The sequence below is a fragment of the Actinoplanes sp. TBRC 11911 genome, assembly GCF_012933445.1.
Classification (GTDB): Bacteria; Actinomycetota; Actinomycetes; order Mycobacteriales; family Micromonosporaceae; genus Actinoplanes.
On the sequence record NZ_JABBNC010000049.1, the window covers coordinates 1 to 26,650 of the forward strand.

General features: G+C 69.4%; 19 protein-coding genes. 9 read left to right on the forward strand and 10 right to left on the reverse strand.

All coding sequences use genetic code 11. The features are described from left to right. Positions 1-13: 13 nt before the first annotated feature. Genes HH310_RS39830 through HH310_RS39845 form a run of 4 tightly spaced genes read right to left on the reverse strand, consistent with a single transcriptional unit; the run spans position 14 to position 5,792 of the window. On the reverse strand, positions 14-598 hold the full coding sequence (locus HH310_RS39830; RefSeq protein ID WP_169180950.1) for a TetR/AcrR family transcriptional regulator: 585 nt from the start codon (positions 596-598) through the stop codon (positions 14-16). Further along, positions 591-2,507, reverse strand: coding sequence for a biotin carboxylase N-terminal domain-containing protein (locus HH310_RS39835; RefSeq protein ID WP_169180951.1), 1,917 nt, complete (start codon positions 2,505-2,507; stop codon positions 591-593). Before HH310_RS39835 ends, HH310_RS39830 begins: the two co-directional genes overlap by 8 nt. Positions 2,508-2,514: 7 nt before the next feature. Next, entirely contained in the window at positions 2,515-4,089 is a 1,575-nt protein-coding gene (locus HH310_RS39840; protein WP_396027575.1) for an acyl-CoA carboxylase subunit beta, read from the reverse strand. Further along, positions 4,086-5,792, reverse strand: coding sequence for an acyclic terpene utilization AtuA family protein (locus HH310_RS39845; RefSeq protein WP_169180952.1), 1,707 nt, complete (start codon positions 5,790-5,792; stop codon positions 4,086-4,088). The genes HH310_RS39840 and HH310_RS39845 overlap by 4 nt, the downstream gene beginning before the upstream one ends. A gap of 77 nt (positions 5,793-5,869) precedes the next feature. Here HH310_RS39845 and HH310_RS39850 point away from each other — a divergent pair, with 77 nt between their 5' ends. Beyond that, complete coding sequence (locus HH310_RS39850; RefSeq protein ID WP_169180953.1) at positions 5,870-7,018, forward strand: acyl-CoA dehydrogenase family protein; 1,149 nt, start codon at positions 5,870-5,872, stop codon at positions 7,016-7,018. 30 nt (positions 7,019-7,048) lie between these two features. After that, the gene (locus HH310_RS39855; protein WP_312034632.1) at positions 7,049-8,542 is read left to right on the forward strand and encodes a serine/threonine-protein kinase; all 1,494 of its coding nucleotides are present in this window, start codon (positions 7,049-7,051) and stop codon (positions 8,540-8,542) included. A gap of 8 nt (positions 8,543-8,550) precedes the next feature. Here the strand turns inward: HH310_RS39855 and HH310_RS39860 are convergent, their stop codons facing one another. Both HH310_RS39860 and HH310_RS39865 read right to left on the reverse strand, forming a co-directional pair. Next, positions 8,551-9,288, reverse strand: coding sequence for an MBL fold metallo-hydrolase (locus HH310_RS39860; RefSeq protein ID WP_169180954.1), 738 nt, complete (start codon positions 9,286-9,288; stop codon positions 8,551-8,553). A 74-nt stretch (positions 9,289-9,362) separates the two neighbouring features. Then, positions 9,363-10,091: an MBL fold metallo-hydrolase gene (locus HH310_RS39865; RefSeq protein ID WP_169180955.1), complete on the reverse strand. Its 729-nt coding sequence runs from the start codon at positions 10,089-10,091 to the stop codon at positions 9,363-9,365. Positions 10,092-10,239: 148 nt separating this feature from the next. Here HH310_RS39865 and HH310_RS39870 point away from each other — a divergent pair, with 148 nt between their 5' ends. The 3 genes from HH310_RS39870 to HH310_RS39880 are packed head-to-tail and all read left to right on the forward strand — an operon-like array spanning position 10,240 to position 13,827. After that, entirely contained in the window at positions 10,240-11,532 is a 1,293-nt protein-coding gene (locus HH310_RS39870) for a hypothetical protein (protein WP_169180956.1), read from the forward strand. Further along, on the forward strand, positions 11,462-12,649 hold the full coding sequence (locus HH310_RS39875) for an AAA family ATPase (protein WP_248294882.1): 1,188 nt from the start codon (positions 11,462-11,464) through the stop codon (positions 12,647-12,649). Before HH310_RS39870 ends, HH310_RS39875 begins: the two co-directional genes overlap by 71 nt. Continuing rightward, a complete protein-coding gene (locus HH310_RS39880; protein ID WP_169180958.1) occupies positions 12,646-13,827 on the forward strand; it encodes a DUF2201 family putative metallopeptidase in 1,182 nt (393 codons plus the stop codon). The genes HH310_RS39875 and HH310_RS39880 overlap by 4 nt, the downstream gene beginning before the upstream one ends. 3 nt (positions 13,828-13,830) lie before the next feature. Here HH310_RS39880 and HH310_RS39885 read toward each other — a convergent pair whose 3' ends face one another. After that, entirely contained in the window at positions 13,831-14,532 is a 702-nt protein-coding gene (locus HH310_RS39885; RefSeq protein ID WP_169180959.1) for a DivIVA domain-containing protein, read from the reverse strand. Positions 14,533-14,661: 129 nt separating this feature from the next. After that, positions 14,662-15,828, reverse strand: a complete 1,167-nt coding sequence (locus tag HH310_RS39890) for an LCP family protein (protein ID WP_169180960.1) — start codon at positions 15,826-15,828, stop codon at positions 14,662-14,664. 205 nt (positions 15,829-16,033) lie between these two features. Between HH310_RS39890 and HH310_RS39895 the strand changes: the two genes are divergently transcribed. Together HH310_RS39895 and HH310_RS39900 are read left to right on the forward strand one after the other, a co-directional pair. Continuing rightward, on the forward strand, positions 16,034-16,807 hold the full coding sequence (locus HH310_RS39895; protein WP_169180961.1) for an NPP1 family protein: 774 nt from the start codon (positions 16,034-16,036) through the stop codon (positions 16,805-16,807). A 1,554-nt stretch (positions 16,808-18,361) separates the two neighbouring features. Then, complete coding sequence (locus HH310_RS39900; RefSeq protein ID WP_169180962.1) at positions 18,362-18,517, forward strand: hypothetical protein; 156 nt, start codon at positions 18,362-18,364, stop codon at positions 18,515-18,517. A gap of 686 nt (positions 18,518-19,203) precedes the next feature. On the opposite strand, the gene HH310_RS39905 is transcribed toward HH310_RS39900, so the two are convergent. Continuing rightward, positions 19,204-20,574: a glycosyltransferase gene (locus HH310_RS39905; RefSeq protein WP_169180963.1), complete on the reverse strand. Its 1,371-nt coding sequence runs from the start codon at positions 20,572-20,574 to the stop codon at positions 19,204-19,206. A 314-nt stretch (positions 20,575-20,888) separates the two neighbouring features. Then, positions 20,889-21,602, reverse strand: a complete 714-nt coding sequence (locus HH310_RS39910; RefSeq protein ID WP_169180964.1) for a 1-acyl-sn-glycerol-3-phosphate acyltransferase — start codon at positions 21,600-21,602, stop codon at positions 20,889-20,891. Between the two features lie 90 nt (positions 21,603-21,692). Between HH310_RS39910 and HH310_RS39915 the strand changes: the two genes are divergently transcribed. Both HH310_RS39915 and HH310_RS39920 read left to right on the forward strand, forming a co-directional pair. Continuing rightward, entirely contained in the window at positions 21,693-22,202 is a 510-nt protein-coding gene (locus HH310_RS39915) for a hypothetical protein (RefSeq protein ID WP_169180965.1), read from the forward strand. Positions 22,203-22,667: 465 nt separating this feature from the next. Continuing rightward, positions 22,668-26,633, forward strand: coding sequence for a discoidin domain-containing protein (locus HH310_RS39920; protein WP_169180966.1), 3,966 nt, complete (start codon positions 22,668-22,670; stop codon positions 26,631-26,633). The last annotated feature ends 17 nt before the right edge of the window (positions 26,634-26,650 follow it).

A 26,650-nucleotide genomic window follows, 5' to 3' on the forward strand; every position in this document is an offset into this window, starting at 1 on the left:
CGTAGGAAAGCCACTACCCAGACCAGGCAACGGCCAGCTGGGAAGACCAGGCACGCACGACCCGGGCGCGACGCCGGGAATCGTCGGTCAGGACGTCGGCCAAGGCCAAACCACGCGCCATGTCAAGGGTTGCCTGCACCAGGGCGCGCGTATCCGGGTCAGAGTCGTCTACACCCAACAACCGGACCGCTCGGGCGTGGACCTCGCGGGCGAAGTGGCGTTCCAACGGCAGCACGGCCGCACGCAGGTCGGGGTCAGCAGCTGCCGCGTTCCAGACCTGAAGAGCCGCTCGGAACAGCTCGCCGCCGATTGCCTCGACCATGTCGGCCACCACGGCGTGGATGCGGTCCGGGCCGTCGCGATCTGGCAGCGCGTCCAGCAACGCCACCCGCTCGGCGAACATGTGCTCCAACGCGCCCAGGATGAGGTCCTCGCGTGTTCGGAAATGGTGCTGGACCGCGCCTCGGCTGATGCCCGCCTCGGCGGCGATGACACCGACCGTGGAGGTCTGGAAGCCCTGCGTTGCCAGGCATCGGATGGCCGCCTCCAGCAGGCGCTGCCGGGTTGCGCGGCTGCGGTCCTGTTTTGCCTCAGTCACTGTCTACCACTGCCAGCGGTGCGTCCTGGGTGACCTGTTGGCCGACCTCGACCGGCAGCGCCGTTACCAGGCCGGCCGCGGGTGCGTGTACGGCGTGTTCCATTTTCATCGCCTCCAGCCAGACCAACGGCTGACCGGCCGTCACCGTTTCGCCCACCGTTACCCCGACGCGGACCACCGTTCCGGGCATCGGGGCTGCGAGGGCGCCCGGCGGGACGCGTGCGGACGGGTCGGTGAAGCGGGGGACCTGGCGCAGTTCGACCGAGCCCTGGGTGCCGTCGACGACCACGCGGTCGGCGAAACGGCCGATGGTCCACCGCCGCCGCAGGCCGTCGACGTCCAGGACCACGTGGTTCGCGTCGCCCTCGACGAGCGTGATGCCGGGGTGGTTGTCGACTTCGAGGCGGTCGCGGGTGAAGCGGTACCGCACTTCGAACTCGCGTGGGCCGAGGGCGTACGTGCGGCTGCGGAAACCGACCGGGATGTTGCGGAAACCGCTGGTGACGGCGGGAAGCAGGGGTCCGCGCTCGTGCGCGGCGTCGGATATCGCGGCGATGACCGCGGCCAGGCCGGGATCGGCTTCGGTGATCAGGGAGGCCGGGGGATGCGTCTCGTAGAAGGCGGTGGTTGTCGCGCCGGCCAGGAAGTCCGGGTGCAGCAGGCTGCCTACCAGCAGATCCCGATTGGTCCGTACGCCGTGGATCCGCGCGCGGCGCAGCGCCGACGCCAGCCTCCGGGTCGCCGCCGAGCGAGTTGGCGCGGCCGCGATCACCTTGGCCAGCAACGCGTCGTAGTGCGTTCCGACCACGCTGCCGGCCTCGAAACCGGCGTCGACCCGGACGTCGTCGGGGAACGTGAACGTGGCGAGCGTCCCGGTTTCCGGGCGCCAGTCGTCGGCGGGGCTTTCCGCGTACAGGCGGGCCTCGATGGCGTGCCCGGTCATCGTGGGTTCCGGGCCGGTCAGCGCGTGGCCGTCGGCGACCTCGATCTGCAGGGCGACCAGGTCGGTGCCGGTGACCGCCTCGGTGACCGGATGTTCGACCTGCAGGCGGGTGTTCATCTCGAGGAACCAGAACTCGCCGGTGTCGTCGGCCAGGAACTCGACGGTGCCGGCGCCCACGTAGCCGACCGCGGCGGCCGCGTCCCGGCCCGCCACGAGCAAGCGCTTGCGCAGGTCGCCGCCCACGCGTTCGACGAGGGGGGAGGGGGCCTCCTCGATGACCTTCTGGTGGCGGCGCTGCAGGGAGCACTCGCGCTCGCCCAGCGCCCAGATGGTGCCGTGGGTGTCGGCCAGGATCTGGACCTCGACGTGGTGGGCGGCCGGCAGGTAGCGCTCGCAGAAGACCGTCGGATCGCCGAACGCCGCCTGTGCCTCGCGGGCCGCGGCTTCTACCGCGCCGGGCAAGTTGTCGAGGGTTTCGACGATGCGCATGCCGCGGCCGCCGCCGCCCGCCGAGGCTTTCACGAGCACCGGCAGGTCCGTGTCGGTCAGGGTGGCCGGGTCCAGGCGGTCCAGCACGGGGACGCCGGCGGCCGCCATCAAGCGCTTCGCCTCGATTTTCGACGCCATCGACGCCATCGCGGGCGGGGGCGGGCCGATCCACGTCAGGCCGGCGTCGCGTACGGCCTGGGCGAAGCCGGCGTTCTCGGAGAGGAAGCCGTAGCCGGGGTGGACCGCGTCGGCGCCCGACCGTAGTGCGGCGGCCACGATGAGGTCGGCGCGCAGGTACGTTTCGGCGGGTGTGGCGCCGGGGAGGCGTACGGCGGAATCTGCCTCTTTGACGTGGGGGCTCCCGGCGTCCGCGTCGGAAAATATGGCCACTGTGGACAGGCCCAGGCGGCGGCAGGTGGTGAAGACGCGGCGGGCTATCTCGCCCCGGTTGGCTACCAGCACGGTGCTGATGGACATCACGGCCTCACATCCGGAAGACGCCGAAGGTGCCGGTGCCCCGGACCGGCGCGGTGTGGATCGCGGACAGGGCGATGCCGAGCACGTCGCGGGTGTCGCGCGGGTCGATGATGCCGTCGTCGTAGACCATGCCGGACAGGACCATCGGCATCGCCTCGGCGCTGATCTGCTGCTCGATCATGTGCCGCACGACCTGCGCACCGTCCTCATCGAACGGCCGGCCACGGGAGAGCGCCGAGGCCTTCGACACCATGTACGTCACGTCGGCGAGCTGCTGCGCGCCCATCACTGCGGATCGCGCGCTGGGCCAGGCGAAGACGAACCTCGGGTCGTACGCCCGTCCGCACATCCCGTAGTGGCCCGCGCCGTACGAATTGCCGATGAGCAGCGAGATGTGCGGGACCGTGGAGTTCGACACCGCGTTGATCATCAGGGCGCCGTGCTTGATGATGCCACCCTGTTCGTACTCGCGGCCGACCATGTAGCCGGTCGTGTTGTGCAGGAACAGAAGTGGCGTGTCGGAGCGGTTGGCGAGCTGGATGAACTGGGCCGCCTTCTGCGCCTCCTCGCTGAACAGGACCCCGCGGCTGTTCGCCAGGATGCCGACCGGAAACCCGTGCAGCCGCGCCCATCCGGTGACCAGCGACGTCCCGTACAACGGTTTGACCTCGTCGAAGTCGCTGTCGTCGACGATCCGGGCGATGATGTCCCGCGGATCGAACGGCGCCTTGAGGTCGGGCGGCACGATGTCGAGCAGGTCCTCGGCGGGGAAGCGCGGGCTGATCGGTGCCGCGGACGGGCCGGAAGCCTTGCGCCAGTTGAGCCGCGCGACGATGCGCCGCCCGATCCGGATCGCGTCGGGTTCGTCGAGCGCGTAATGGTCGGCCAGACCGGAGACGCGCGCGTGCATCTCGGCCCCGCCCAGCGACTCGTCGTCGGACTCCTCGCCGGTCGCGGCCTTGACCAGCGGCGGCCCGGCGAGAAACACCTTCGACCTTTTCTCGATCATCACGACGTGGTCGCTCATGCCCGGCAGGTACGCCCCGCCCGCCGTGGAGTTGCCGAACACCAGCGCGATCGTCGGGATGCCGTCGGCGGACAAGCGGGTGAGATTGCGGAACACCGCGCCGCCCGGGATGAAGACCTCCTTCTGCGTCGTCAGGTCCGCGCCGCCGGACTCCACAAGGGAGACGACCGGAAGCCGGTTCTGCAGGGCGATCTCGTGCATCCGCAGCGTCTTGCGCAGCGACCACGGGTTGCTCGCACCGCCCTTGACCGTCGGGTCGTTCGCGATGAGCAGGCACTCGACGCCGCTGACCGTGCCGATCCCGGCGATGACGCTGCCGCCGACCAGGAAGTCCGAGCCGTAGCCGGCGAGTGCGGCCAGTTCGAGGAAGGGGGCGTCCCGGTCGAGCAGCAGCTCGATCCGCTCCCGGGCGGTCAGCTTGCCGCGCGCGTGATGCCGGTCGGCGCCGCCACCGGCCACCGCCTTCGCGGTCTCGGCCGCGATCTCGTCGAGGGCGCGGAGCATGGCTTCCCGGTTGGCCGTCGGCGCGTCCAGTGTGGACTTGAGAATCGTCACCGCTCCTCCAGCAGGCGTACCGGAATGTCCACGTGCCGCGAGCGCAGCCACTCGGCGAGGCCTTTCGCCTGCGGGTCGAAGCGGGCGTTGTAGGCCACGCCCTGCCCGAGCAGCCCGTCGATCACGACGTTGACGGCGCGGATGTCCGGCAGATAGGCGATCCGGATCGGCAGGTCGGCGAGCTCGGGCAGGAGGGTGCGGAGGGCGCTTTCCGAGACGACATCACAGAGCCAGGGGTACGCCTCCGGATCGCGCACCCACAGGCCGATGTTGGCGTCGCCGCCCTTGTCCCCGGAGCGCGCGCCGGCAAGCGTCCCCAGCGGAAGCCGCCGCGTCGGCCCGTCGTGCCCGGTTCCGTGAGCGGGTTGCTCGGTGTCCGACCCTCCGGAAATTTCAGCATTTAGCGCTATAAAAGCGGCGGGTGCGGGCGCAGGGGTAGGTGCGCCGGCCAGCCGCTCGAGTGGGCGCGTCTCCTCCGGCGGGGCGACCTTCTCCACCGCGCCGTCGTCCAGTACCACCTCGTGCGCCACCGCCTCCTGGGGCACGAACTCGGCGGTGAAAACGCCGTACGGCTGGGCCCGGCCCGGGGGTGCTGTGCCGAAGAAGCCCGGGTAGGACGCGAGCGCCAGCTCCACCGCCGCGTTGCTGAACGCCCGCCCCGCCGTCTGCTCGTCGGGGTCGCGGGCGACCACCGTCAGCAGCGCGGAGGCCTGCTGCTCGGTGGGCGCGTCCGGACGGTCCAGGCGGGCCAGCGTCCAGGTCACCTCCGCGGGCCGGGTGCTCACGGAAGCCTCGAACTGGCGCCGGAACAATGCCGCCTTCGCCTCGATGTCCAGGCCGGTCAGGACCACCGTCATCGCGTTGCGGAAACCCGCGATCCGGCTGCGGCCCACCTTGATCGTGGGGGGCGGTGCTTCACCGCGTACGCCGGAAATTTGCACTTGATCTTGGCCGATCTGGCGCAACCGGATCGAGTCCAGGCGGGTGGTCACGTCCGGGCCGGCGTACCGGCAGTCCTGGATCTCGTAGACCAGTTGGGCGGTCACCGTGCCGACCGTGACCGCGCCGCCGGTGCCGGGATGCTTGGTGATCACGCTGGATCCGTCGGGCTCGATCTCGGCGATCGGGAAACCGGGGCGCGTGAGGTCCTCGATCTCGTCGAAGAACGCGTAGTTGCCGCCGGTCGCCTGGGTGCCGCACTCCAGGACGTGGCCGGCCACCGTCGCGCCGGCCAGCGCGTCGAAGTCGGTGCGCCACCATCCGTAGCGGGCGATCGCCGGGCCGATGACCAGCGACGCGTCGGTGACCCGGCCGGTGACCACGATGTCGGCGCCGGCGGTCAGAGCCCGCGCGATCCCGAACGCCCCGAGATAGGCGTGCGTGTCGCCGCGGACCACGGCGATCCGGGGGGCGAGCCCCTGTGCGGCGGCGAGCGCGCGGATCGCGTCGGCCAGGCCGGACGGGTTGACGCCGCCGGCGTTCGCGACGATCCGCACCCGGCGGTCCAGCGCAAGCCGCAGGCAGTCGTTGAGCTGGGCGAGGAACGTCTTCGCGTACCCGTCGGCGTCGCGCGCCAGGATCAGCATGGTGAGCTCGGCCAGGTAGTCGCCGGTCAGCACGTCCAGCCGGCCGCCCTCGAGCATCTCCCGCATGGCCGCGAGCCGATCCCCGTAGAAGCCCGAGCAGTTGCCGATGCGGAGCATTCCGTGAGATTGGCACAGCGGCGAAAAACAAGCAAGCGTGCTTGTTTCCGCGGGGGAGGTCTCGATACGGTCGGCGGATGCGGCTCAACGAGGACCACGCAGCCTTCCGGGACAGCGTCCGCCGGTTCGTCGACACGGAGGTCAACCCGTACGTCGACGAGTGGGAGCGGGCCGGCCGCGCGCCGCTGCACGACCTGTTCCCCAAGGCCGCGGCGCTGGGCCTGCTCGGCTTGGAATATGCGTCGCGGTGGGGTGGTGAAGAGGCCGACCCGAGCTTCCAGCTCGTCGCCGCGGAAGAATACGGCCGGATGCACGCCGGCGGGATCGGCATGGCGATCGGCGTCCAGGCCATGATGGCCACGCCCTCGCTGCACCAGTACGGGACGGACGAGCTCAAGGAGCGCTACCTCAAGCCCGCCATCGCCGGCACCGCGGTCACCTCGATCGCGGTCACCGAGCCGGACACCGGCTCCGACGTGGCCCGGCTGCGCACCCGCGCGGTCCGCGACGGCGACGACTGGGTGATCACCGGGCGGAAGGTCTTCATCACCAACGGCGCCCAGGCCGACTGGATCTGCCTGCTGGCGCGCACCTCCGACGAGGGCGGCTACCGCGGCATGTCGCAGATCGTGGTGCCCACCGACCTTCCCGGTTTCGAGGTGGTGCGCACCTTCGAAAAGCTGGGCAACCGCTGCTCGGACACCGCGGAACTGTCCCTCGACGAGGTCCGCGTGCCGGTGGCCAACACGATCGGCACCGTCGGCCGCGGCTTCCAGCAGCAGATGCAGCAGTTCGTCACCGAGCGCATGTTCGCGGCGTACTCCACCGTCGGTTCCTGCCAGTACGCGCTGGAGCGCACCCGGGCGTTCGCGCACGACCGCACAGTGTTCGGCCGTCCGCTCGCCGACCGGCAGTACGTGGCGTTCCGCCTCGCCGAGCTGCAGTCCGAGGTGGACCTGCTGCGCAGCCACAACCTGGTGACCTGCGAGGCGCTGGCGGCCGGCGAGGACATCACGCGGATGGCCACGGTGGCGAAACTGAAGGCGGGCCGCCTGATCCGCGAGGTTGCCGACTGGTGCCTGCAGTTCCACGGCGGCATGGGATATCTCGAGGATTCCTGGACTTCGCGGATGCTGCGCGACACCCGCCTGACCTCGATCGGGGCCGGCGCCGACGAGGTCATGCTGCAGGTGCTGGCGCGGCTCGACGGCCTGAGCGCCGATTGAGCCCGCACGCGGGCGGGTACATCGTCGGACGTGACTGCCGTACACGAGCGCTACCGCCTGCGCCGGGTCCTCGGCGCCGGCGGCATGGGCCGGGTCTGGCTGGCCCGCGACGAGATGCTGCGACGCGACGTGGCGCTCAAGGAAATCATGCTGCCGGTCAACGAGGAGGCGCCGCTGCGGGAGGCGCGGGCGGCCGCCCGCATCAGCCATCCCGGGGTGGCACAGGTCTACGACACGTTCTCCGACGACGGGCGGTCCTGGATTGTCATGGAGTACGTGCCGTCGCGCTCGCTGCAGGCGGTTCTGGACACCGACGGCCCGCTGCCGCCGGAACGCGCGGCCGAGATCGGACTCGCGGTGCTTGCGGCGCTTGCGGCCGCGCATGCTTCCGGCGTACGCCACCGCGACGTCAAACCGGCCAACGTGCTGCTCGCCGACGACGGCCGGGTGGTGCTCACCGACTTCGGGGTGGCCGCCGTCGACGGGGACAGCCTGGCCACGAGTTCCGGGCTGATCCTCGGCTCGCCGCAGTACATGGCCCCGGAACGAGTCCGCTCCGGGGCGGCGACCCCGGCGGCCGACCTGTGGTCGCTCGGCGCGACGCTGTTCGCCTCCGTGGAAGGGCATTCGCCGTACGCCCGGCGCTCGGTCATGGAGACGGTGACCGCGGTGGCCAGCGAGGAGCCGGAGCGGCCGACGAGGGCCGGTGCTCTGGACCAGGCCCTGGACGGGTTGCTGCGCAAGGATCCGGCGGAGCGGATCGGCGCCGCCGAGACCGAGCGACTGTTGCGGGCGGCGGTGGCAACGCAGCCAGCGCGGGCGCCCGTGCCGGCCATCAGTCGGCGGGGTTCGGCGCCGGTCGTCGGCAGGAGGCGGCGTTCGGCGTTCATCGCCGCGGCGGTCACCGCGGTGGTGGTGGTCGCCGGCGGTGTAGGCGGCTGGCTGGCGTCACGACCCGCCGACAAGCCGGACGTAACCGCGGCGCCGCGGCCCACCACCAGCGCATCCGCCTCGCCGGCCCGTTCGTCGTCGGCGCCCTCCTCCGCGCCGGTGAGGCCATCCGGTCAAGCCTCCGCCGCGCCCGTGCTCCCCGCGGGTTGGACGCGATATCGGGACCCGACCGGCTTCTCGCTCTACGTGCCCCGCGGCTGGACCCGCAGCAAGGAAGGGTCCATCGTGTACTTCCGCGGCGCCGGCCGCGTCCTCGGCATCGACCAGACCGACAAGCCACAGCCGGACCCGGTCGCGGACTGGCGCGGCAAGGCCGGCTATCGCGTCGCGCGCGGCGATTTCCCCGCCTACCACGAGGTCCACATCCGCGCGGTGAAGTACTTCCGCAAGGCCGCCGACTGGGAGTTCACCTTCACCCGGTCCGGCGTCCGCCAGCACGTCAACAACCGTGGCTTCATCACGTCACCCACACAGGCGTACGGGATCTATTGGCAATGCCCGGACGCCGGATGGCAGAGCGCCGAGAAGGATCTGCGGCTGGTTTTCGGCAGTTTCCGCCCGGCGGACGACTGAGGCGACGGTCAGCTGATGGTCGACGCCAGCTTGTGCAGGGCGTCGGCGGCGCCGGAGGTGAGCGGCGCGCCGTGGCCGGGCAGGATCGCCTTCACGTCCAGAGTGGCCAGCTTGCGCACCGATTCCGCCGCCTGCGCCAGATCCGCCGTGTTCGCCGGGTCGGAACCGTTGAGGCCGCCGCCCGTCGTGCGCAGCGCGTCCCCCGCGACCAGCACGCCGAGCGACGAGTCGAAAATCGAGATGTGCCCGAGCGTGTGCCCCGGGGTGTTCACCACCCGCAGGCCGAAGATGTCGGTGCCGTCCTTGACCGGCGTGATCTCGCGGTCGCTGATGATGCTTGCCGCGTCCCCCTCCCCAGCGTAGAAGGTGGGCTTCGCGTCGGCGGTCAGGCCCTCAAGACCGCCCGCGTGGTCGGGGTGCAGATGGGTGATGACGACGTGCTTCACCTTGTTCCAGCCGCTGCCGGCGGCCTTGAGGCCCTCGGCGATCTGGTCGCTGGAGTTGGCCACGCCGAGGTCGACCACGGCGGCCTCGTCGCCCCGGATCAGCAGGTAGGCGGAGACGAACGACATGTTGACGCGGGTCCAGCCGCCGAGATCGGCCTCGGGCTGGCTGGCCGGCGCCGCGGACGGCGTCTCGGGGGAGTCGGACGAACACGCTGTCACCGTGTTGACGAGAGCCACGCCGAGCACTCCGGACCCGGCCGCGACGAGGAGCTTGCGGCGTGTGAGCAAGTAGTCCCTCATGGTGCGCAATTATCACCGCCGATACGTGGGCACGCTCCCATCACGGCGAAAACCTTGCCGATTCGAGACCCTCGTCAGACGGTGGCGGCCAGCTTGCGCAACTCCTCGGCGGCGTTCGTGATCAGCGGGTCGCCGTGGCCCGGCAGGATGGCCTTCACCTGAAGGGCCGCCATCTTGCGGACCGACTCGGCGGCCTGCTTCGCGTCCGCGGTGAACTGCGGATTGGAGCCGGCGAGCCCGTTCTGCGTGTTCAAGGCGTCGCCGGCCACCAGCACGCCGAGGGCCGGATCGAAGACCGCGATGTGCCCGGGGGTGTGCCCCGGGGTCCCGACGATCCGCAGGCCGAACACCTCGTCGCCGTCCTTGACCGGCTTCAGCGTGCGGTCGGTGACGATGCTCGCGACGTCGCCCTCGCCCGCGTAGAACGTCCCCTTCGCGTCGGCGGACAGGCCGGTCAGACCGCCCGCGTGGTCGGGGTGGTGGTGCGTGAGGATGATGTGCCGCACCTGATCCCAGCCGCTGTCGGCCGCCTTGAGGCCCTCCTCGATCGCCTTGCTGGAGTTCGCCAGGCCGAGGTCGACGACGGCCGCCTCCTTGCCGCGGACCAGCAGATAGGCCGCGACGTTCGACATCTCGACACGGTCCCACCCGCCGAGATCGGCCGATGGCGGGGCTGTCGGGGCGTTTCCTCCCGCGCCCTCGTCGGAGGAGCATGCGGTCAACGTGTTCAGGACGGCCACGCCGAGCACTCCGGACCCGGCGGCGACGAGGAGCTTGCGGCGGCTGAGCAGGATGTCCCTCATACTCGTCGAGTATCGCCCACGGCGCCGTCACATGCACCCTGAGCAGCAAAAACTTATCCGCTTTACCAAGAGCTGCCGACGGGGTACCGTTCGCGGCGATGACCTTCTCAGCCAGAGGGGAGGCCCCGTCCACCCGAAGTGAGTGCTGATGCACTCCATCGTGGACGGTGACCCCCGTCTTCTCGCCTGGCGGCGCGCGCGTGAGTTCGCCGTGCCGCCCACCATGATCGAAACCGCCGCGGCCCGCCGGCTCGTGGGGGACTGGGGTGGCGCGTGTGCCGCCGCCCGCGTCGACGTCGACCTGGATCTGCGGGCGATCGCCGGTGCCCACGGGCACGAGGTCGCCCGCCGGATCCGTCTCGACCTTCGCCATCTCGCGCCGGACCTGCTGCGCTGGCACATGCCGCGGGCTGCCCCGGATTTCCTGCTGCGGCCCGGCGTGACCCTCTCGCTGGCCCGGTATCGGCGTGGTCTGCACCTGGTCGCCCGCACCGCGCCGGCCTGGGCGGAGGCCGGGCAGCGGATCAGTCTCGTGCTGTGGTCCGGGATCCGCGACGGCCGGCATCCGGACCGTCGTTTCCGCCTCGACCTGCACCGCCACCTGTGGGACGCGCGCCGCACGGCCGAGCTGCGGGAGCGCGTCGCGCCGGGGCCGGACGGCCTCGCGGTTTCCCGATGGCAGGCCGAGGCCGACATCCTGCGCCGGGCGGATGGCCGGGCTTTCGACCCGGTTGCCGTACGCGTCGGCGCGCGACAGCGCTTCGCGCTGGACCCCGGCGGCACCCACCCCCGGGAGGTGGCCCGGCCGGATCCCCGGTGGCCCATCCTCCCGGACACGGCGACCTGGGTGCTCCCGGACTTGGAATTGTTGCGCGCCGGCCTCATCAACCTGTGCGACCTGCATCCGCTGGTCGCCGCCGCGCTCGGGCCCGGCCAGGCGGGAGTGGAACCGCGTGCGCAGCCGGTGCGCGGCCGTGACGGGGCGCGGCTGGTCCAGTGCCGCGGCGCCGAGCACCGGATCGCGCTCGTGGACGGCTTGCTCAGCGCGCTCGACCACGATCCCGGCGAGCTGCGGCGCGAAGAGCTACTGGTCGCCTTGGGCGGCCCACCGCTCCCGTGCCTGCGGGCCATCGACGAAGCTCACCGCAATCCGGCCGGCCTCGCGGACATCCGCGGACTGCTCGACCACGGCGACACCGCCGGCGCCGTCGCGGCCGTTGAACGGCTGCTCGGCGCCGACGCCGTACTTCGCGAGGGTCCCCTCCGCGACGAACTGGAATCCGCGGCCGCGCGCCGCGTCACGTACGGGCTGTACCGCGCCGGACTCGCCGGCCGCGGCCCCCTCAAGAGAACCCAAGGTGATGCCAATAATGCCGGAAACACTCGACGTCGCCGCCGATCTGCTCGGCCTGCTCGCCGACACCGCCACCGAAACCCGTGACGACGACCAGCTCGCCGCCCTCACCCTCGCGGTCGCGGCGGACCTGCCGGTGCTGCTGTGGGGCGAACCCGGAATCGGCAAGACCGCGGCGTTGCACCAGCTCGCGCGAACGCTGGGGCTGCCGCTGACCACGGTGATCGCGAGCGTGCACGAACCGACCGACTTCTCCGGGCTGCCGGTGATCGGGGCCGACCCGGCCACCGAGGGCGTGCCGATGGCGCCGCCGGACTGGGCGGTGCGGCTCGTTCGCGAAGGCCGCGGCCTGCTGTTCCTCGACGAGCTCTCGACCGCGCCGCCCGCCGTGCAGGCCGCGCTGCTGCGGCTCGTGCTGGAGCGCCGGGTCGGGACCCTGGTGCTGCCCGCGGGCGTACGCATCGTGGCCGCCGCCAATCCGCGGGCGTCCGCCGCCGACGGCTGGGATCTGAGCGCCCCGCTCGCGAACCGGTTCGTCCATCTGCAGTGGACATACGACCAGGACGTGGTGGTGCGCGGTCTGGGCGGAACGTGGCCGCGGGCGCAACTGCCCACATTGGATCCCAGGTCGTTGCGCGCTGCCGTCGCGTACGCACGCCAGGCCGTCACCGGCCTGCTCACCGCTCGTCCCGCGCTGATCCATCAGCTGCCGAAGTCCGAGACCCGGCGCGGGTCGGCCTGGCCGTCGCCGCGGACCTGGGACATGGCGGTGCGGCTCATCGCGTTCGGGACCGCGGCCGGGACCTCTCGTGACGTGCTGTCGGCGCTGGTACGCGGCGTGGTCGGCGACGGACCGGGGCTGGAACTGCTGGCCTGGCTGGACCGCATGGACCTGCCCGATCCGGAGGAGTTGCTCGCCGACCCGGCCGGCGCGGCGCTGCCCGAACGTGGCGATCAGCGGCAGGCGGTGCTGGACGCGGTGGTGGCGGCGGTCCGCAACCGGCCGGACCGGTCGCGCTGGGACGCGGCCTGGCGCCTCCTGGTGCGGGCCTTGGAAACGGGCGCGCCGGACATCGTGGTGGTTCCGGCCGCCACGCTGGCCGCGTTGCGCCGCGACGACTGGCCGCTGCCGGCCGAGATCGAGCGGCTGTCCGGGGCGGTCGCCGTGTCGCGCCGCGCCGATCTGCTGGTGGCCGGCCGATGATCCTGGACGAGGAGAAGCTGTACGCCGCGCGGCTGCACGCCGTCCGGGCCCGGCCGTATCTCGCGTCGGCCCTGTTCGCCCTCCGGATCGTGCCGTCCGAGCGGGTGCCGACGATGGGCGTCGACCGCCATTGGCGCTGCTACGTCTCGCCGGGATTCGTCGCGAGGACGGCGATGGACGAGCTCGCCGGGGTCTGGGTGCACGAGGTGTCCCACCTGCTGCGCGACCATCACGGGCGATCCGGCCGGTACGCGGACAAGCACGGGCTGAGCGGTCGCGCGGAACGGCTCCGGATGAACATCGCCGGTGATTTCGAGATCAACGACGACGCGTACGGGGAAGGGTTGACGGCTGTCGGAATTCACCCGGGGATGTTCGGTCTACCGGCAAACATGTTGATGGAGGACTATCTGGAGCGGTTCTCCCTGGCCGGGCTTGGTATGGACGCGGCGTGGCTGGACTGTGGCAGCGGCGCCGACGGCCTCGACCGCGAATGGGACCTGGGGGCGGACGGCGCGCACGGGCTGAGTCCGCAGGAGCGCGACGCGGTGCGGTTCTGGGTGGCGCAGGGCATCACCGGCAGTCCCGGCGACGTGCCGGAGGGGTGGCAGCGCTGGGCCGACAAGGCGTTCCATCCGCCGCAGCCGTGGCGCGAGCTGCTGGGTGCGGCGGTGCGGGCGGCGTCCGGTGCGGGTGGGGGCGGGGATTACACGTACGGGCGGCCGGCTCGTCGTTCGGCCGCGCTGCCCGAGGTGGTGCTGCCCGCGCTGCGGCGCAACCCGCCACGGGTCAGCGTCGTCATCGACACGTCGGGATCGGTGAGCGACGCCGAACTGGGCACCGCGCTGCTGGAGGTGACCGCGATCGGCCGGGCCGTGGGCGGCGGCCGGGGGCAGGTCAGTGTGATCTCCTGCGACGCGGCCGCGGGGATCGCTCATCCGTTGTGCCGGGCCGAGGGGATCCCGCTGATCGGCGGCGGCGGAACCGACCTGCGGGCGGGGTTCGCGCGGGCATCGTCCGCCCACCCCCGCCCGGACGTGATCGTGGTGCTGACCGATGGTCAGACGCCCTGGCCGGATGCTTCGCCGTGCCGCACGGTGGTCGGCCTGTTCCCGCGGCCGGTCCGCCGGGATTACTCGCCGCCGCCCTCGTGGGCACGGGTGGTGACCATCGGGTGACGCTCAGCCGAGCTCGCGGACCGGCGGCGCGTCCGGCGCGCTGTTCAGTTCCTGCAGCTGCTGCGTGACGTGGTTCTGCAGGGCGGCGTGGTAGCTCTGCGCGAGCTGCCCGAGCCGGTCGATCTCGTCGAGCAGCGCGGACCGCTTCGCCCCGATGCTGTCCAGCGCCTCCGCGTGGTTGCGCCGGGCGTCCGACTCGATGGTGCCCGCCTTGATCTCCGCGTCCGCGGAGATCTGGTCGGCCTTCGACTGGGCGGTCGACAGCAGCGAGTCCGACTCGCGCTGCGCGTCGCGCATGTGGTCGTCGGCCGTACGCTGGGCCATCTGCAGCACCCGCGAGTTGCGGTCGTCGTCGCCGATCGAGGGCAGCGCGCCGGACGGCATCTGGCTGCGCGCCCGCTCGAGCTGGGCCTGCACACTGCGGGCGTTCTGCTCGGCGCGGGCGCGGGCCTCCTGCAGCCGCTCGAGCTGGCGGGTCAGGTCGGCGAACTCGTTGCTCAGGACCATCGTCGAGGCCGGGCCGCCGCCACCGCCGCCACCGCGCTCCATCTGGTCACGCAGCGCGACGTTCTCCTCGACGAGGCGGATCAGCTCCTGCTCCACCTCGTCGAGGAAGGCGTCCACCTCTTCCTCGTCGTAGCCACGCTTGCCGATCGGCGGCTTCTTGAATGCCACGTTGTGGATATCAGCTGGCGTGAGCGGCATCTTGCTCCTCGGTTCCCATCGTTGCGGCCTTGCGTGGCGAAAATCCTACGCAACCGGAAACGGCCTCTGGCGTGGGCATGATCACCCCACCGTAAGCTCCCGATGCTAACCGGTCGCGCTGCGCAGCCGTCAGGACGCCGGAGTGTCACCGTCCGAAATCAGGTTCTCCGGGTGGAATGCCAGGAACGACGCCAGCTTGTCGTTGGCGGTCGCCGCGAACAACTGCTTCGTGGTCGGCGAGACCTGCTCGCCGGTCTGCTCCGCGTTCTCGTTGAACGTGCCGCTGTTCGTCTTGATCGGGATGAGGTCGGCGGCGGCCAGGCCCTTGAGGCCGAACAGGAAGTCGTCGACCTGTACGCCGTGCGTGTCCATCTTCAGCGACGAGCCGGCCGCCGAGAGGATTTTCGCGACCTTCGACGGGTTCGTGATGATGCCGGCGCTGGACGCCTTCTTGGCCATCGCGCGCAGCAACTGCTGCTGGTGGCGCTGCCGGTCGTAGTCGCCGTTGCTGGAGTGCCGCAGCCGGGAGAACTCCAGCGCCTCCCACGGCTGCATGTTGCGGCAGCCAGGTTCGAACCACAGCGCGTTCTTCGGCGGCGATTGCGGGTCGGCACCCTCCGCGTACTTCACCTTGCCGTTCACCACGATGTAGTGGCTCGACCACATCCGCTTGTCGACGCACATGTGCACGCCGCCCATGGCTTCCAGGATGCCCTTGAAGCCGTCGAAGTTGATGACCATGACGCCGTCGAACTTGATGCCGGTCAGCTCGGTGACCGTCTTGGTGGCGAGCTTCGCGCCGCCCTGCCAGCCCCGCCCGCCGTTAGATCCCCAGGCGTACGCTCCGTTGATCTTCTCGGTGCTGCCCTTGAAGTTCATCGACGAGTCGGCCGGGATGTGCGCGATCGTGTCGCGCGGGATCGACATCAGGAACGCCTGATCGTGCGCCGCGGTGATGTGCAGGATCAGGATCGTGTCCGATCGGGACAGCTGACCCTTCGCCTCCCACCCGGCCCGCGTGTCCAGGCCGAGCATCAGCAGGTTCATCGCGCCCTTGGGTAGCTTGCCCTGCTGGGTCTCGGTGCTGCCGACCGAGGTGTCGTCCAGCACCGACGACGTCGTCTGGATGTTGCCGGTCAGCTTTCCGAAGAAATACTTCACGCCGACGATGCCGGTTCCGCCGAGCAGCGCGAGCACCGCGCCGAACGAGGTGACGAGCTTGGCCCACAGCGGGACCTTCCTCTTGCGGCGGGCCTTCCTGGCCAGGTCTTGTCCGACCTGGTCTTTTGCCGGCATGCGTCGACTCCTTCACGCGGTGGGCCCGGCCCAAGCTGTTCCGGGGGCGCAAAAGATTTATCTGTTCACGTTCGGATAGTCAATCGGCTTGACCGTACGTGTTTTCACCGCGACTTTCTGGTTTGTTCGCTCACCCTCATTGACGCAGTTCTATTACGGCGGTGACGATTCCAGCACCCAACGAAACGACGAAGGGCCCCCACCCATGCGCCGTGTCCGTCCCCGTGCCGCCGCGTTCATCGCCGGCGTCGCCGCCCTCCTGATCGTCTTACCCGCCACACCCGCCCTCGCCGACCCGCCGCACAACCTGCCGCAGAACGCGGGCGGCTACGAGCAGAGCTTCTCGCCCGCCTACGACTACGACGGCGACGGCTGCTACGCGGTCTCCGCCATCGGCCCCGACGGCACCCTCAACGGAGGGCTGAACACCACCGGAGCGGTCAACGGCAGCTGCCACGACCGGTCCGATCTGGACAATTCCCAGACGTACGCCCGTTCCAAGTGCAACAACGGCTGGTGCGCGATCGTGTACGCCAGCTACTTCGAGAAGGACCAGGCGGTGGCCGGGAGTGGGCTCGGCGGCCACCGGCACGACTGGGAGCACGTCATCTCGTGGGTCGACCAGGCGGCGAACCAGGTCGCCTACGTTACTACGACTCAGCACAGTGGACAGGTGACCTACAACCGTTCCCAGGTACGCTTCGACGGGTCCCACCCGAAGGTCGTCTACCACAAGGACGGGTTGTCGACGCACTTCTTCCGGCTGGCGAACTCGAACGACGAGCCGCCGGAGAACTACTATCACGACTGGCGCTACCCGCCGCTGGTGGACTGGAACGGCTGGCCGACGGTGGCACTGCGCGACAAACTGATGGCCGCGGACTTCGGCGCCGCGACCATCAAGATTAAGGACGGCTCGTTCGAGTATCTGCTGAACGCCGCGAAGCCGGCCGGGATCCCCTTCGACCCGTACCTCTAGTTTTCCGAGGTCGAGCGGCTCGATCACCTGCCGGCGGTGGGTGATCGAGCCGCGATTTCATGTACACGTCTGGCATTGGTGGCATTGTGCGCAGGTTGTGGCGGCCCGGAAGCATCCCTTTGAGTCGCCCAGCACTGGCCACCGCTGGAACCGGGGTGACCTGCGGCAGTCAGCGCCGTGGCGGTTGGCGGTTGGCGGCGGGCCGAGGTCAGCGCGTTTGTGCCGAGGCGTTCAGGCGGGCCTCGTGCTGGCTGAGGCTCCGCGCTCGGCATCTCCCGCACCGCACCCTGCCACGTTCATGGAGAGGCGAGGCAGCACGGCTCGGATGAGAACGTATGAGGCGGCGCGGAACCAGACCGGGTGGCTCTGGTCCGTGCTCGTTCATTCCGGCCCCGAGTCCGCCGCTGATTTCCGGCCAGAACGCGGCTGACGCGAGTGCTCACGTCGGTCAACCAGTCCAAGGCCCGAGCCACGGCCTCTGCTGCGCCCGGCCCGGTGACTGCCGCAATTGGCCAGGCACCGACGCTGCGCGCCGTCGCCGGCTTGATGGTTGGCGTCACTTGCTCCGCCGAGGGATTACGTCGGAGTCGACATGGCCTGTCACGGCGGCGCTGGTCTGCTCGGCGTGGCGTTCGTGGTGGCGCTGGTCTGCTCGGCGTGGCGTTCGTGGTGGCGCCGGTCCGTCCGGCATGGCGTTTCGCGGCGCCGGTCGAGTCCGGGTGGCCTTTCGTGGCGGCGTTGGTCCGGTCGGTGTGGCTTTTCGCGGTGGGGCCGGTCGGGTTCGGGTGGCTTTTCGCGGTGGGCCGGTTTTGCTGGTGTGGCCTTTCGCGGCGGCTCTAGCCGGGTCCCGGTGGGCCTTGGCGGCGGTGCTGTCCCGGTCGGAGGCTGCGTAACCTGGTAGCGGGCCAACGTCGGTGCCGAGATGCGCACTTGTCGCGGCGCCGCCTTTGCTGACAGCGGGCGTGGTCGGATGGCTGGCGACACGGGCGACGCCGTGCTTGCGTGCAAGGACCGGACGGTCGATCGGATCGTCATTCGCCAGGGCAGCGGTCTTGGTTGCCCTGCTGCCTTTCCCTGTTCTCTTCTTCGGCGAGAAGCCGCGATCGGAGTAGCCAGCAGCGTTCCTGGCATCCAGCGAGGGCAAGGGCGGCGACGATGAGGCCTGGACGTGGTACCCAGGTGGCGTCCCGCATGCCACGCGCCCAGCGGAAGTCGGCGGTGCGTGACGGCTGGTCGACGCCGGCCCGATGGAGTCGGCTTGATCGGCGGCGCGTCGGCTGTCGGGCTGCGGCTGACGGTTGGCTGACGTCGAGGTCGACGTCGGCTTTGCGGCGTGGAGGCGCTCGGGCGGCCGCTGTCGCCGGGAATGAGAACGATCCTGAGGGTAACCGCGGGGCTGAGACGATGGCGGCCGCGGCGGCTGCTGCTGGACCCTTGCGCTCGTGGAAGGCGCCGAGGGTGACTGCTGCGCCCCTCCGTTCGCAGAGTGCGGCTGCTGCACGGTTGCGTTGGTGGATGGTGCGGAGGGCTTGGCGTGCACAGTTGCGTTGGTTGATGGTGCTGGAGGCGTCGCCTGCGCGGTTGCGTTGGTTGATGGTGCTGGAGGCGTCGCCTGCGCGGTTGCGTTGGTTGATGGTGCTGGAGGCGTCGCCTGCGCGGTTGCGTTGGTGGACGGTGCTGGAGGCGTCGCCTGCACGGCTGCGTTCGTAGACGGCGGGGGATTGGGCGGGGTGCCGTGAATGCGGCGTAACTTTCGCGCGTGGCGTTGGGCCAAGCCCCACGCGCGGTGACGTTCGTGGTCGCGGCGGAATTGCTCGCTCTCGGGAGAGTAATTACGCGATCTTGTTCGGTCACGCATCGCGGCCAACTCTACTGTGGTGAATAACTGTAGCTGCCGCATGAATTGATTCTCTCACGACCGCAGCTTGATCGCCTTATCCGGCCCGCTATTGATCATGCCAAACAAAACGATATTCGAGCCGAGTTGATAATGGACAACGGGTGTGGCAATAGAAAGCCGAATCTCATGGTTTCCATCCGCGTGTCGGTCCGCGATTCGTGATATGAGAGATTCGTCGCGTCGAGCGGGTCGACGATCGCCGAGCAGAGGGAACGGCTGTTCGGCCTCGCGACGTGCGATGCGTCAGCCAGTGCTGGCTGCTCGACGCCGTCGGAGCGCACGGCACTGAAGCCATGGAGTGGCAAACATCGGCCCTCCTGCAGGTCTCCGCTCTTGCGGCGGTCCTCGATGTTGGTTTCTGATGGCCCGAACCGCCCTCTGCCAAGATGTCGAACCGCGTCTTGTCAAGTGTGTTCGTGGCCAAAGTCGACAACGTGTGGCGCCAAGTGAAAATCGGTCGCGGCTGAGATTTGGCGGCAGTATTGATGCGGCGATACTATGGCTTCTTCGAAAGGAGGCATCGCTCGTACAGCCCGGTTAATCGCGCCAGATAGGTCGACGGTTGGTAGGTGGAGGTTGCGAATAAGCCTGCCTCTGCGGTTTGGGCGTGTAAGGCGCGATCGTCGAGTAATCGCAACAATGCGTTCGCGAAAGAAGACGGTGTCGGGGACGACGTTATCCGGTGCGAGCCGTCGGGGCGGACGGACAGATGAGGGTCGGCCACGACAACGGGTAAGCCGGCGGCCTCCGCCTCGGACAACACCAGGCTTTGGGTGTCCGTCGTGGAGGAGAACGCGAGGACGTCTGCGGCGAGGTAGTAGGCGACCAGCTCCTCGTGAGGCACCGGCGGGATGACGGTGACCCGGGCGGTGAGGCCGAGGCTGGTCACTAATCGGTGCAGCCTGTGCCGGTGGAGCCGTACGCCTACCAGGACCAGTTCGGCGTTGGGCTTCGCGGCCACCACGGCGGCGAACGCGTGCAACAACAGAGAGGGGTCCTTCTCGGCCGACACGCGGCCGACCGACAGCAATACCGGGCCGCCTCGTCGCCAGCCGGGCGAGTGCGATCGCGTCAGTCTCGAGTGTGCAGGCGCAGGAGGGAATACCGGTGTGGGGAGGACGTGGACCTCGGGTAGTGGGCTGAAACCGGCGAAGCTAGTGGCTGTCTTAGGAGATGGGGCTATCGCGGCGGACATGCGCGCGAACATGGCGCGGCCCAGGATCAGCAGGCGGTTATGACGGACGGAGCCCGGGCGGGTCAGCTCTAGGAAGTCGCGTGGGGACCAACTCAGGCCCAGCGCTATGGCGCACCATGCTGCGCCTATCGGGATCTCGGGGAACACGTCGGCGTATGCGAGGAGATCGGTGTGCCAGGTCATCACCAGCGGAACGTCCAGCTCGGCGGCCAGGCGGAATCCTGCCATGCCGATGGGACCCGTGGTGTGGACGTGGATGAGGTCGGGCTTGAACGGAAGTGTCGTGCGATGTGGGAGGCCGATTCGCACGTCGCGAAACGGCACCGGCACCGATCGCAACCGACCGTCACGCGGGGGCTGAGGCAGCGGAACAAGAAGCGACGACAGTGACGGTGACGGTGACGGTGACGGGGAGCGAGGCGCGCCTTGTCGCGACGACGAGACGGCTGACGGTGGCCGGGGTGCTGTCGGAGATGCGGTTGGGCATAGCTGAGGGTCGGGCTGCAGGGCGCTTGGGGTGAACGGCCAGAATGGCCAGGAGAACAGCGGGCCTGGGCGTATGTAGATCACCTCGTGGCCGGCGTCTCGCAGGAGCGCCACCGTCAAGGCCGCCGAGCGGGAGACGCCGTCGGGGCGGCCCTCGTGGCTGTCGCAGAAGTGGGCGATCCTCATGCCGGAACCGCGATCCTCATGCCGCAGCGATCACGGTCGCGGTCTAGCCGCCACGGTCGTGCCGCAACCACTGCGTTCATGCCGCAACCACCGCGTTCATGCCGCAACCACCGCGTTCATGTCGCGGCGGCCGTCGTCGTGCTTGAGCCGCGGTCCTTGTGCGTCCGTGTTCCGCGTCGTGGTCCAGCAATCGCGTTCATGTCGCGGCCGCCGTAATCGTGCCCGAGGTGCCGTCGTTGTGCCCCAGGCGTCTCTGTCGCGTCCGGTCGTCGCGGGCGGGCGGAGCCGTCGGGGTTGAGTCGGCGGTGCTGTGGTCATGCCAGTGCCTGCGCTATTGCGGTGTGGGCCGCGTCTCGCAGGGCCTCTGGGGAGTCGAACGTGGCCGGGTCCAGTGGCGGCAGCACCTGCACGCTTGCGCGTACATGGTCGCGCAGGATCAGGCCGTGGCGGGGGAGAGCCCTGCCGGTGCCCTGGACCGCGACGGGGATCACCGGGACGCCGTGGCGTGCGGCCAGGTCGAAGGCGCCCATCTTGAACGGCTTCAGGTGGCCGTCGGAGGTGCGGTGGCCCTCGGGGAAGATCATGACGGGGGAGCCGGTGGACAGCAGGCGGTCGCAGTGTGCCATCATGCGGCGGATCGATTCGGCGTTGCCGCGGACCAACGGTACGTAGTCGTTGAGGCGCATGTTCCAGCCGATCACCGGGACCCGGAACATCTCCTGCTTGGACACCCACTTGAATGGTTTGAACAGGCCGAACAGGACCAGGATGTCGATCAGTGACGCGTGGTTGGCGACCAGGACCGCGGGGCCGTGGGACGGCAGGATGTCACGGCCGGTGATGCGCAGGCGCCACAGTGGGTTGACGTAGACATAGAAGACACCCCACGCCGATGAGTAAAGGTGCAAGGCCACGCGCCGTCGGTCGAAGGGGAGTGTGACCAAGCGGACCAAGACCGCCCCAGCAAAGAAGACGGGGCAGGTGAGCACGATGAACACCCAGTACGCCACCGAGAAGACGCCCAGCATGGGCTCCACTGTAGAGATCTCATGAACAACCCGGTGCCCTGAACGTTGACAAGGGAAGGAAACCGGCAGTGAACGCCAAAGGGGGCACCCGTGACCGTCGGAACCGCGACCGTGCAGCAGGGACAAGGACAGGGACCGCAGCAGGAGAATCAGCCGGAGGAGGACCCGGCGGGCAAGGAGCCGGCCAGCATTCCGGCTATCATCGGTGCGTTCGTGTTCGTCGGGATCGGGCTGGGTATCGACTACCTGCTGTGGCGTAACAAGGCCACCACGTCGGTGATCCACCCGGAGGACACCACCACCGTGTTCGCCGTGACGGTGGTGCTGGCGGCGGGTGTCGAGCGTCTCATCGAACCGTTCACGCGCTGGGTCGGCCGAGCCAAGGACCACGTCGCGAACCGGACCGTCCTGATCTGGGGGCTCGCCACGGCGGTCGCTACGGTGGCGTCGGCGGTCTCCGGGTTCTACCTGCTGCACAGCATCGCGGGCGCGAATTGGAACGGCATTCCGGTGTGGGCGGACGCCCTGATCACCGGCCTGATCGTGGGTAGCGGCACGAAGCCGGTCCACGACCTGATCACGCGCGCGCAGGGAAACTGAGCCGAAGCCCCACGGCCTGATCAGGCGTGCGCGGAAAACTGGGCCGAGGCCGGTCCACGACCTGATCAGGGCCCGCGCAGGCACCTGAGCCGAATCTGGTCCGCGACCTGATCACGCGCGCAGGGGAACGGCCGGGCTCGGTCCGCGACCTGATCACGCGCGCTGGGGAACGGCCGGGCTCGGTCCGCGACCTGATCACGCGCGCTGGGGAACGGCCGGGCCCGGTCCGCGACCTGATCACGCGCGCAGGGGAACGGCCGGGCCCGGTCCGCGACCTGATCACGCGCGCAGGGGAACGGCCGGGCTCGGTCCGCGACCTGATCACGCGTGGGCAGGGAACGCGGGCAGCAAACTCAGCTTGGCGAAACTGGGCTTAACAAAAACGCAAAGTTGGTCTTGACACACAGGACGGAGAGCGCGGTAAATGACAACGTTGTCAAAGCCGCCGTCCCTCCTGGAGTCGTCATGGTCGACGTACCACCCGTCTCTCGTCGCGCCTTCCTCACCGCCGGTGGTGGCCTGCTGGCCTCCATCGGCGTGGGCGCCTTACTGCCCGAAGCCGCCCAAGCGGCACAAAACGGGCAGCCGGCAGGGCTAAACGCAGCAGCCGGACAAGGCGCCACAGCGGGCCAGAGCGCCACCGACCTAGCCCTCTACCGCCCGGTCCAAGCCTCCTCAACGGACTACGCCCCCACCCAGGCGAACTTCGCCGTGGACGGCCTCCCGCAACTGGGCGTGAAGGGCTCCGGCTGGCGCGCCACCCAGGGTGACCCCCAGTGGATCTCGGTGGACCTCCAGGCCGTCTGCCGGGTGGACGCGATCACCCTCACCTTCGAGGCCAAGCTCACCGATCCACCGTTCGACGGCAACTACAACAACGCGGACGGTGACGAGATCCTGTCCAGCGCCGCCGTCGCGTACCGGATCGAGACCTCCATCGACGGCAAGGCCTGGACCTCGGTGTACGAGACCGACAGCGGCCAGGGCGGCGTCAACGCGATCACCCTGAGTACGCCGGTGCAGGCGCGCCACGTGCGGATGACCGCCACGAAGCGCCACAACACCAACCCGCTGGGCCTCAACGGCTTCCAGGTGTACGGGACGGCGCCGAGGCGTACGGAGGCAAGCGGCTGGACCGACTGGGCGGGCCGTAACACCAAGCCCGCGCCCACGCTCACCGTCGGTAGGGACGGCACCGTCGCGCTGGAGAGCGGCTGGTCGCTCACCATGGACGATCTGACCACGAACGACGGCGTCGCCCTCTCGACGGGCCACCAGGACGTCAAGGACTGGCTCCCGGCGACCGTCCCGGGCACCGTGCTGGCCACGCTCGTCGAGCAGGGCCATCTGCCCGACCCGGTCGGCGGCTTCGAGAACCTGCGGATCCCGGAGGCGCTGTCCCGGCACGCCTGGTGGTACCGGCGCGAGTTCAAACTCCCGCGAGCACTGCGCGGCAAGCGGGTCTGGCTCGAGTACGACGGCATCAACCACGAGGCCACCACCTGGGTGAACGGGGTCAGCGTCGGCACCGTCACGCATCCGTTCGCGCGCGGCGTCCTGGACGTCACCGAGGCGCTGAAGGGGCACGACGAGCACACCATCGCCGTCAAGATCACCCCCATGCCGCATCCCGGTACGCCCGGGGACAAGTCGCTGACGAGCTGGACGTTCCTGGGCGGTGGATCGCTCTATCTGGACTCGCCGACCTACCTCGCGGTGTCCGGCTGGGACTGGATGCCGGCGGTACGCGACCGCGTCTCGGGCATCTGGAACCACGTCCGGCTGCGCGGCACGGGCGACGTCGTCATCGGCGACGCCCACGTGACCACGAAACTGGCAGATCGGCGTACGGCGACATTGACCGTGACCGTGCCGGTGCGAAATGTCGCCGCGGAAGCGGTCACCGTCACGGTGCGCGCCAGCCTTCTCGGCAAAAATCTGGAAAAAACGGTCACCCTAGATAAATCCGAAATGTTCGAAGTGGTGCTGGCGCCGCTCAGCGTCAAGAACCCGAAACTGTGGTGGCCCAACGGCTACGGCGACCCGATTCTGAACGACCTCAAGGTAACCGCCACGATCGGCAAGGAAACCAGCGACACCCGCACCACCAAGTTCGGCATCCGCGAATTCTCGTACGACTGGGACCAGCCCGTCGTCATCTCACCCCCCGCGGTCCCGCCGCTCACTTTCGACAACGGTAAGGCCACCCAGACGGTGACCTTCGACCGCCAGCACAAACGCTACGTTCGCATCCAGGCCGACCAGCGCGCCACCGGCTGGGGCGTCTCGATGTGGTCCCTCGAAGTGCACGACGGCGGCACCGGCCCCGACCAGGCGCTCCACCACACCGCCACGGCGAAGACCGAGGCCGACGGCACCACCGCCGCCGCCGTGACCGACGGTGACCCGAACACCCGATGGACCTCCGAGTACGCCGACGACCAGTGGATCCAGGTGGACCTGGGCGCGGCGGCCGACTTCGACCGGGTGACCATCCTGTGGGAGTCGGCGTACGCGATGACGTTCCGCGTGCAGGTCTCCGACGACGGCGGCGCGTTCACCGACCTCAAGACGGTCAGCAACGAGACCCCGATCGGCAACACCGGTAAGCAGGTCGTCGACTTCCCCGCGCAGACTGCCCAATTTGTCCGGATCCAAGGTCACAAGCGAGCCACCGACTGGGGCTTCTCGATGTGGACCCTGGCCGTGCTGAACAACGGCGCGGACCTGGCCAAGGGCAAGACCGCCACGGCATCGAGCGCCGAGGACTCCAACCCGCCGTCGAACGCCGTGGACGGCAACCCGCGTACGAGATGGGCCTCTCAAGCTCAAGATGACCAGTGGATCCAGGTCGATCTTGGCGCACCGCAAACCTTCAGCCAGGTGGAGATCGACTGGGAGAGCGCGTACGCCCGCACGTTCGTGATCCAGGTTTCGCAGGACGGCCGGGCGTGGACCGACGTGAAGGCCGTCGACAACGCCGCGATCGAGCTCAAGATCAGCGTCAACGGCGTGCCGGTGTTCGCGCGCGGCGGCAACTGGGGCTGGGACGAGCTGCTGCGCCGCACCGAGCCCTACCGCACGCGGGAAACCGTGAAGATGCACCGCGACATGAACTTCACGATGATCCGCAACTGGATCGGCAGCAGCAACCGCGAGGAGCTGTACGCGGCCTGCGACGAGTACGGCATTCTGGTGTGGAACGACTTCTGGGAGGCGGGCGCGTTCATCGACAGCTCGCCGACCTACGACGCGATCGTCGCCGACACGATCAGCCGGTACCGGCATCACCCGAGCATCGCGGTCTGGTGCGGCGCCAACGAGCAGTTCCCGCCCGGCGGCATCGACGCGGGCCTGCGCAAGGCGGTCGCCGACCTGGACCCGGAGATCATCTACGTCCCTTCGTCGAACGCCGGCATCGTCAGCGGCTCCGGGCCGTGGAACTGGATCGACCCGGACACGTACGCCGACCCGAACCAGTACAAGGCCGGCGTGCTGGGCTTCCACACCGAGATCGGCATGCCGGTGATCCCGCACGCCGAGACGATGCGCAACCTGGTCGGCGACGAGCCGGAGTGGCCGATCAGCCAGGTCTGGGGCTACCACGACTGGGCGACCAACGGGAACCAGCACGTCGACTACTACCAGAAGGCGATCGAGGACCGGCTCGGCGTCGCGGACAACCTGGACCAGTTCACCAGCCGGGCCCAGTTCGTCAACTACGAGAACCACCGGGCGATGTTCGAGGCGTGGAACGCGTCGCTGTTCCAGAACGCGTCCGGGCTGCTCCTGTGGATGTCGCATCCGGCCTGGTACAGCACGGTGTGGCAGACCTACGACTACGACCTCGACGTCAACGGAGCGTACTACGGCGCGCGCAAGAGCTGCGAGCCGCGGCACGTGCAGGCCGATCCGGGCTCCTGGACGGTCCGGGCGGTCAACCACACGCCGGACCCGGTGACCGGCGTGCTGACCGCGAAGGCGTACGACCTGTCCGGCCGTCAGATCGGCACGACGCAGACGCAGACGGTGTCGGTCGCTTCCTCGTCGACCACGCCGGCGTTCACGTTGCCTTCGATCAACGACTTCCATCTCGTACGCCTGGAGTGGCGCGACAAGCAGGGCAAGCTGATCTCCGAGAACACCTACTGGCGGTACGCCCAGCCTTCCGATATGCGTATTCTGTCCGAGCTGCCGAAGACCAGGCTGACGGTCGACGACGGCACGGTGACCAACCGGGGCAAGACCGTGGCCGCGTTGGTCCGGGTGGCCGTAAGGGACGGCCACGGTAACCGGGTGCTGCCCGCCGAGTACAGCGACAACTACTTCTGGCTGCTGCCCGGGGAGAGCCGCAAGGTGCACGTGTCGTGGCCGGAACGCCTGGGTAACCCCAAGGGTCTGACGGTGACCGCGGAGGCGTACAACTCCTGAGATGAGCTGGGCAGGTG

What these genes read in the sequence shown, in the direction of transcription:
- HH310_RS39835 (WP_169180951.1), bottom strand. Translation starts at nt 2,507, where the DNA reads ATGTCCATCAGCACCGTGCTGGTAGCCAACCGGGGCGAGATAGCCCGC.
- HH310_RS39845 (WP_169180952.1), bottom strand. Translation starts at nt 5,792, where the DNA reads ATGCTCCGCATCGGCAACTGCTCGGGCTTCTACGGGGATCGGCTCGCG.
- HH310_RS39850 (WP_169180953.1), top strand. Translation starts at nt 5,870, where the DNA reads ATGCGGCTCAACGAGGACCACGCAGCCTTCCGGGACAGCGTCCGCCGG.
- HH310_RS39860 (WP_169180954.1), bottom strand. Translation starts at nt 9,288, where the DNA reads ATGAGGGACTACTTGCTCACACGCCGCAAGCTCCTCGTCGCGGCCGGG.
- HH310_RS39865 (WP_169180955.1), bottom strand. Translation starts at nt 10,091, where the DNA reads ATGAGGGACATCCTGCTCAGCCGCCGCAAGCTCCTCGTCGCCGCCGGG.
- HH310_RS39870 (WP_169180956.1), top strand. Translation starts at nt 10,240, where the DNA reads ATGCACTCCATCGTGGACGGTGACCCCCGTCTTCTCGCCTGGCGGCGC.
- HH310_RS39875 (WP_248294882.1), top strand. Translation starts at nt 11,462, where the DNA reads ATGCCGGAAACACTCGACGTCGCCGCCGATCTGCTCGGCCTGCTCGCC.
- HH310_RS39880 (WP_169180958.1), top strand. Translation starts at nt 12,646, where the DNA reads ATGATCCTGGACGAGGAGAAGCTGTACGCCGCGCGGCTGCACGCCGTC.
- HH310_RS39885 (WP_169180959.1), bottom strand. Translation starts at nt 14,532, where the DNA reads ATGCCGCTCACGCCAGCTGATATCCACAACGTGGCATTCAAGAAGCCG.
- HH310_RS39890 (WP_169180960.1), bottom strand. Translation starts at nt 15,828, where the DNA reads ATGCCGGCAAAAGACCAGGTCGGACAAGACCTGGCCAGGAAGGCCCGC.
- HH310_RS39895 (WP_169180961.1), top strand. Translation starts at nt 16,034, where the DNA reads ATGCGCCGTGTCCGTCCCCGTGCCGCCGCGTTCATCGCCGGCGTCGCC.
- HH310_RS39900 (WP_169180962.1), top strand. Translation starts at nt 18,362, where the DNA reads ATGGTGCTGGAGGCGTCGCCTGCGCGGTTGCGTTGGTTGATGGTGCTG.
- HH310_RS39905 (WP_169180963.1), bottom strand. Translation starts at nt 20,574, where the DNA reads ATGAGGATCGCCCACTTCTGCGACAGCCACGAGGGCCGCCCCGACGGC.
- HH310_RS39910 (WP_169180964.1), bottom strand. Translation starts at nt 21,602, where the DNA reads ATGCTGGGCGTCTTCTCGGTGGCGTACTGGGTGTTCATCGTGCTCACC.
- HH310_RS39920 (WP_169180966.1), top strand. Translation starts at nt 22,668, where the DNA reads ATGGTCGACGTACCACCCGTCTCTCGTCGCGCCTTCCTCACCGCCGGT.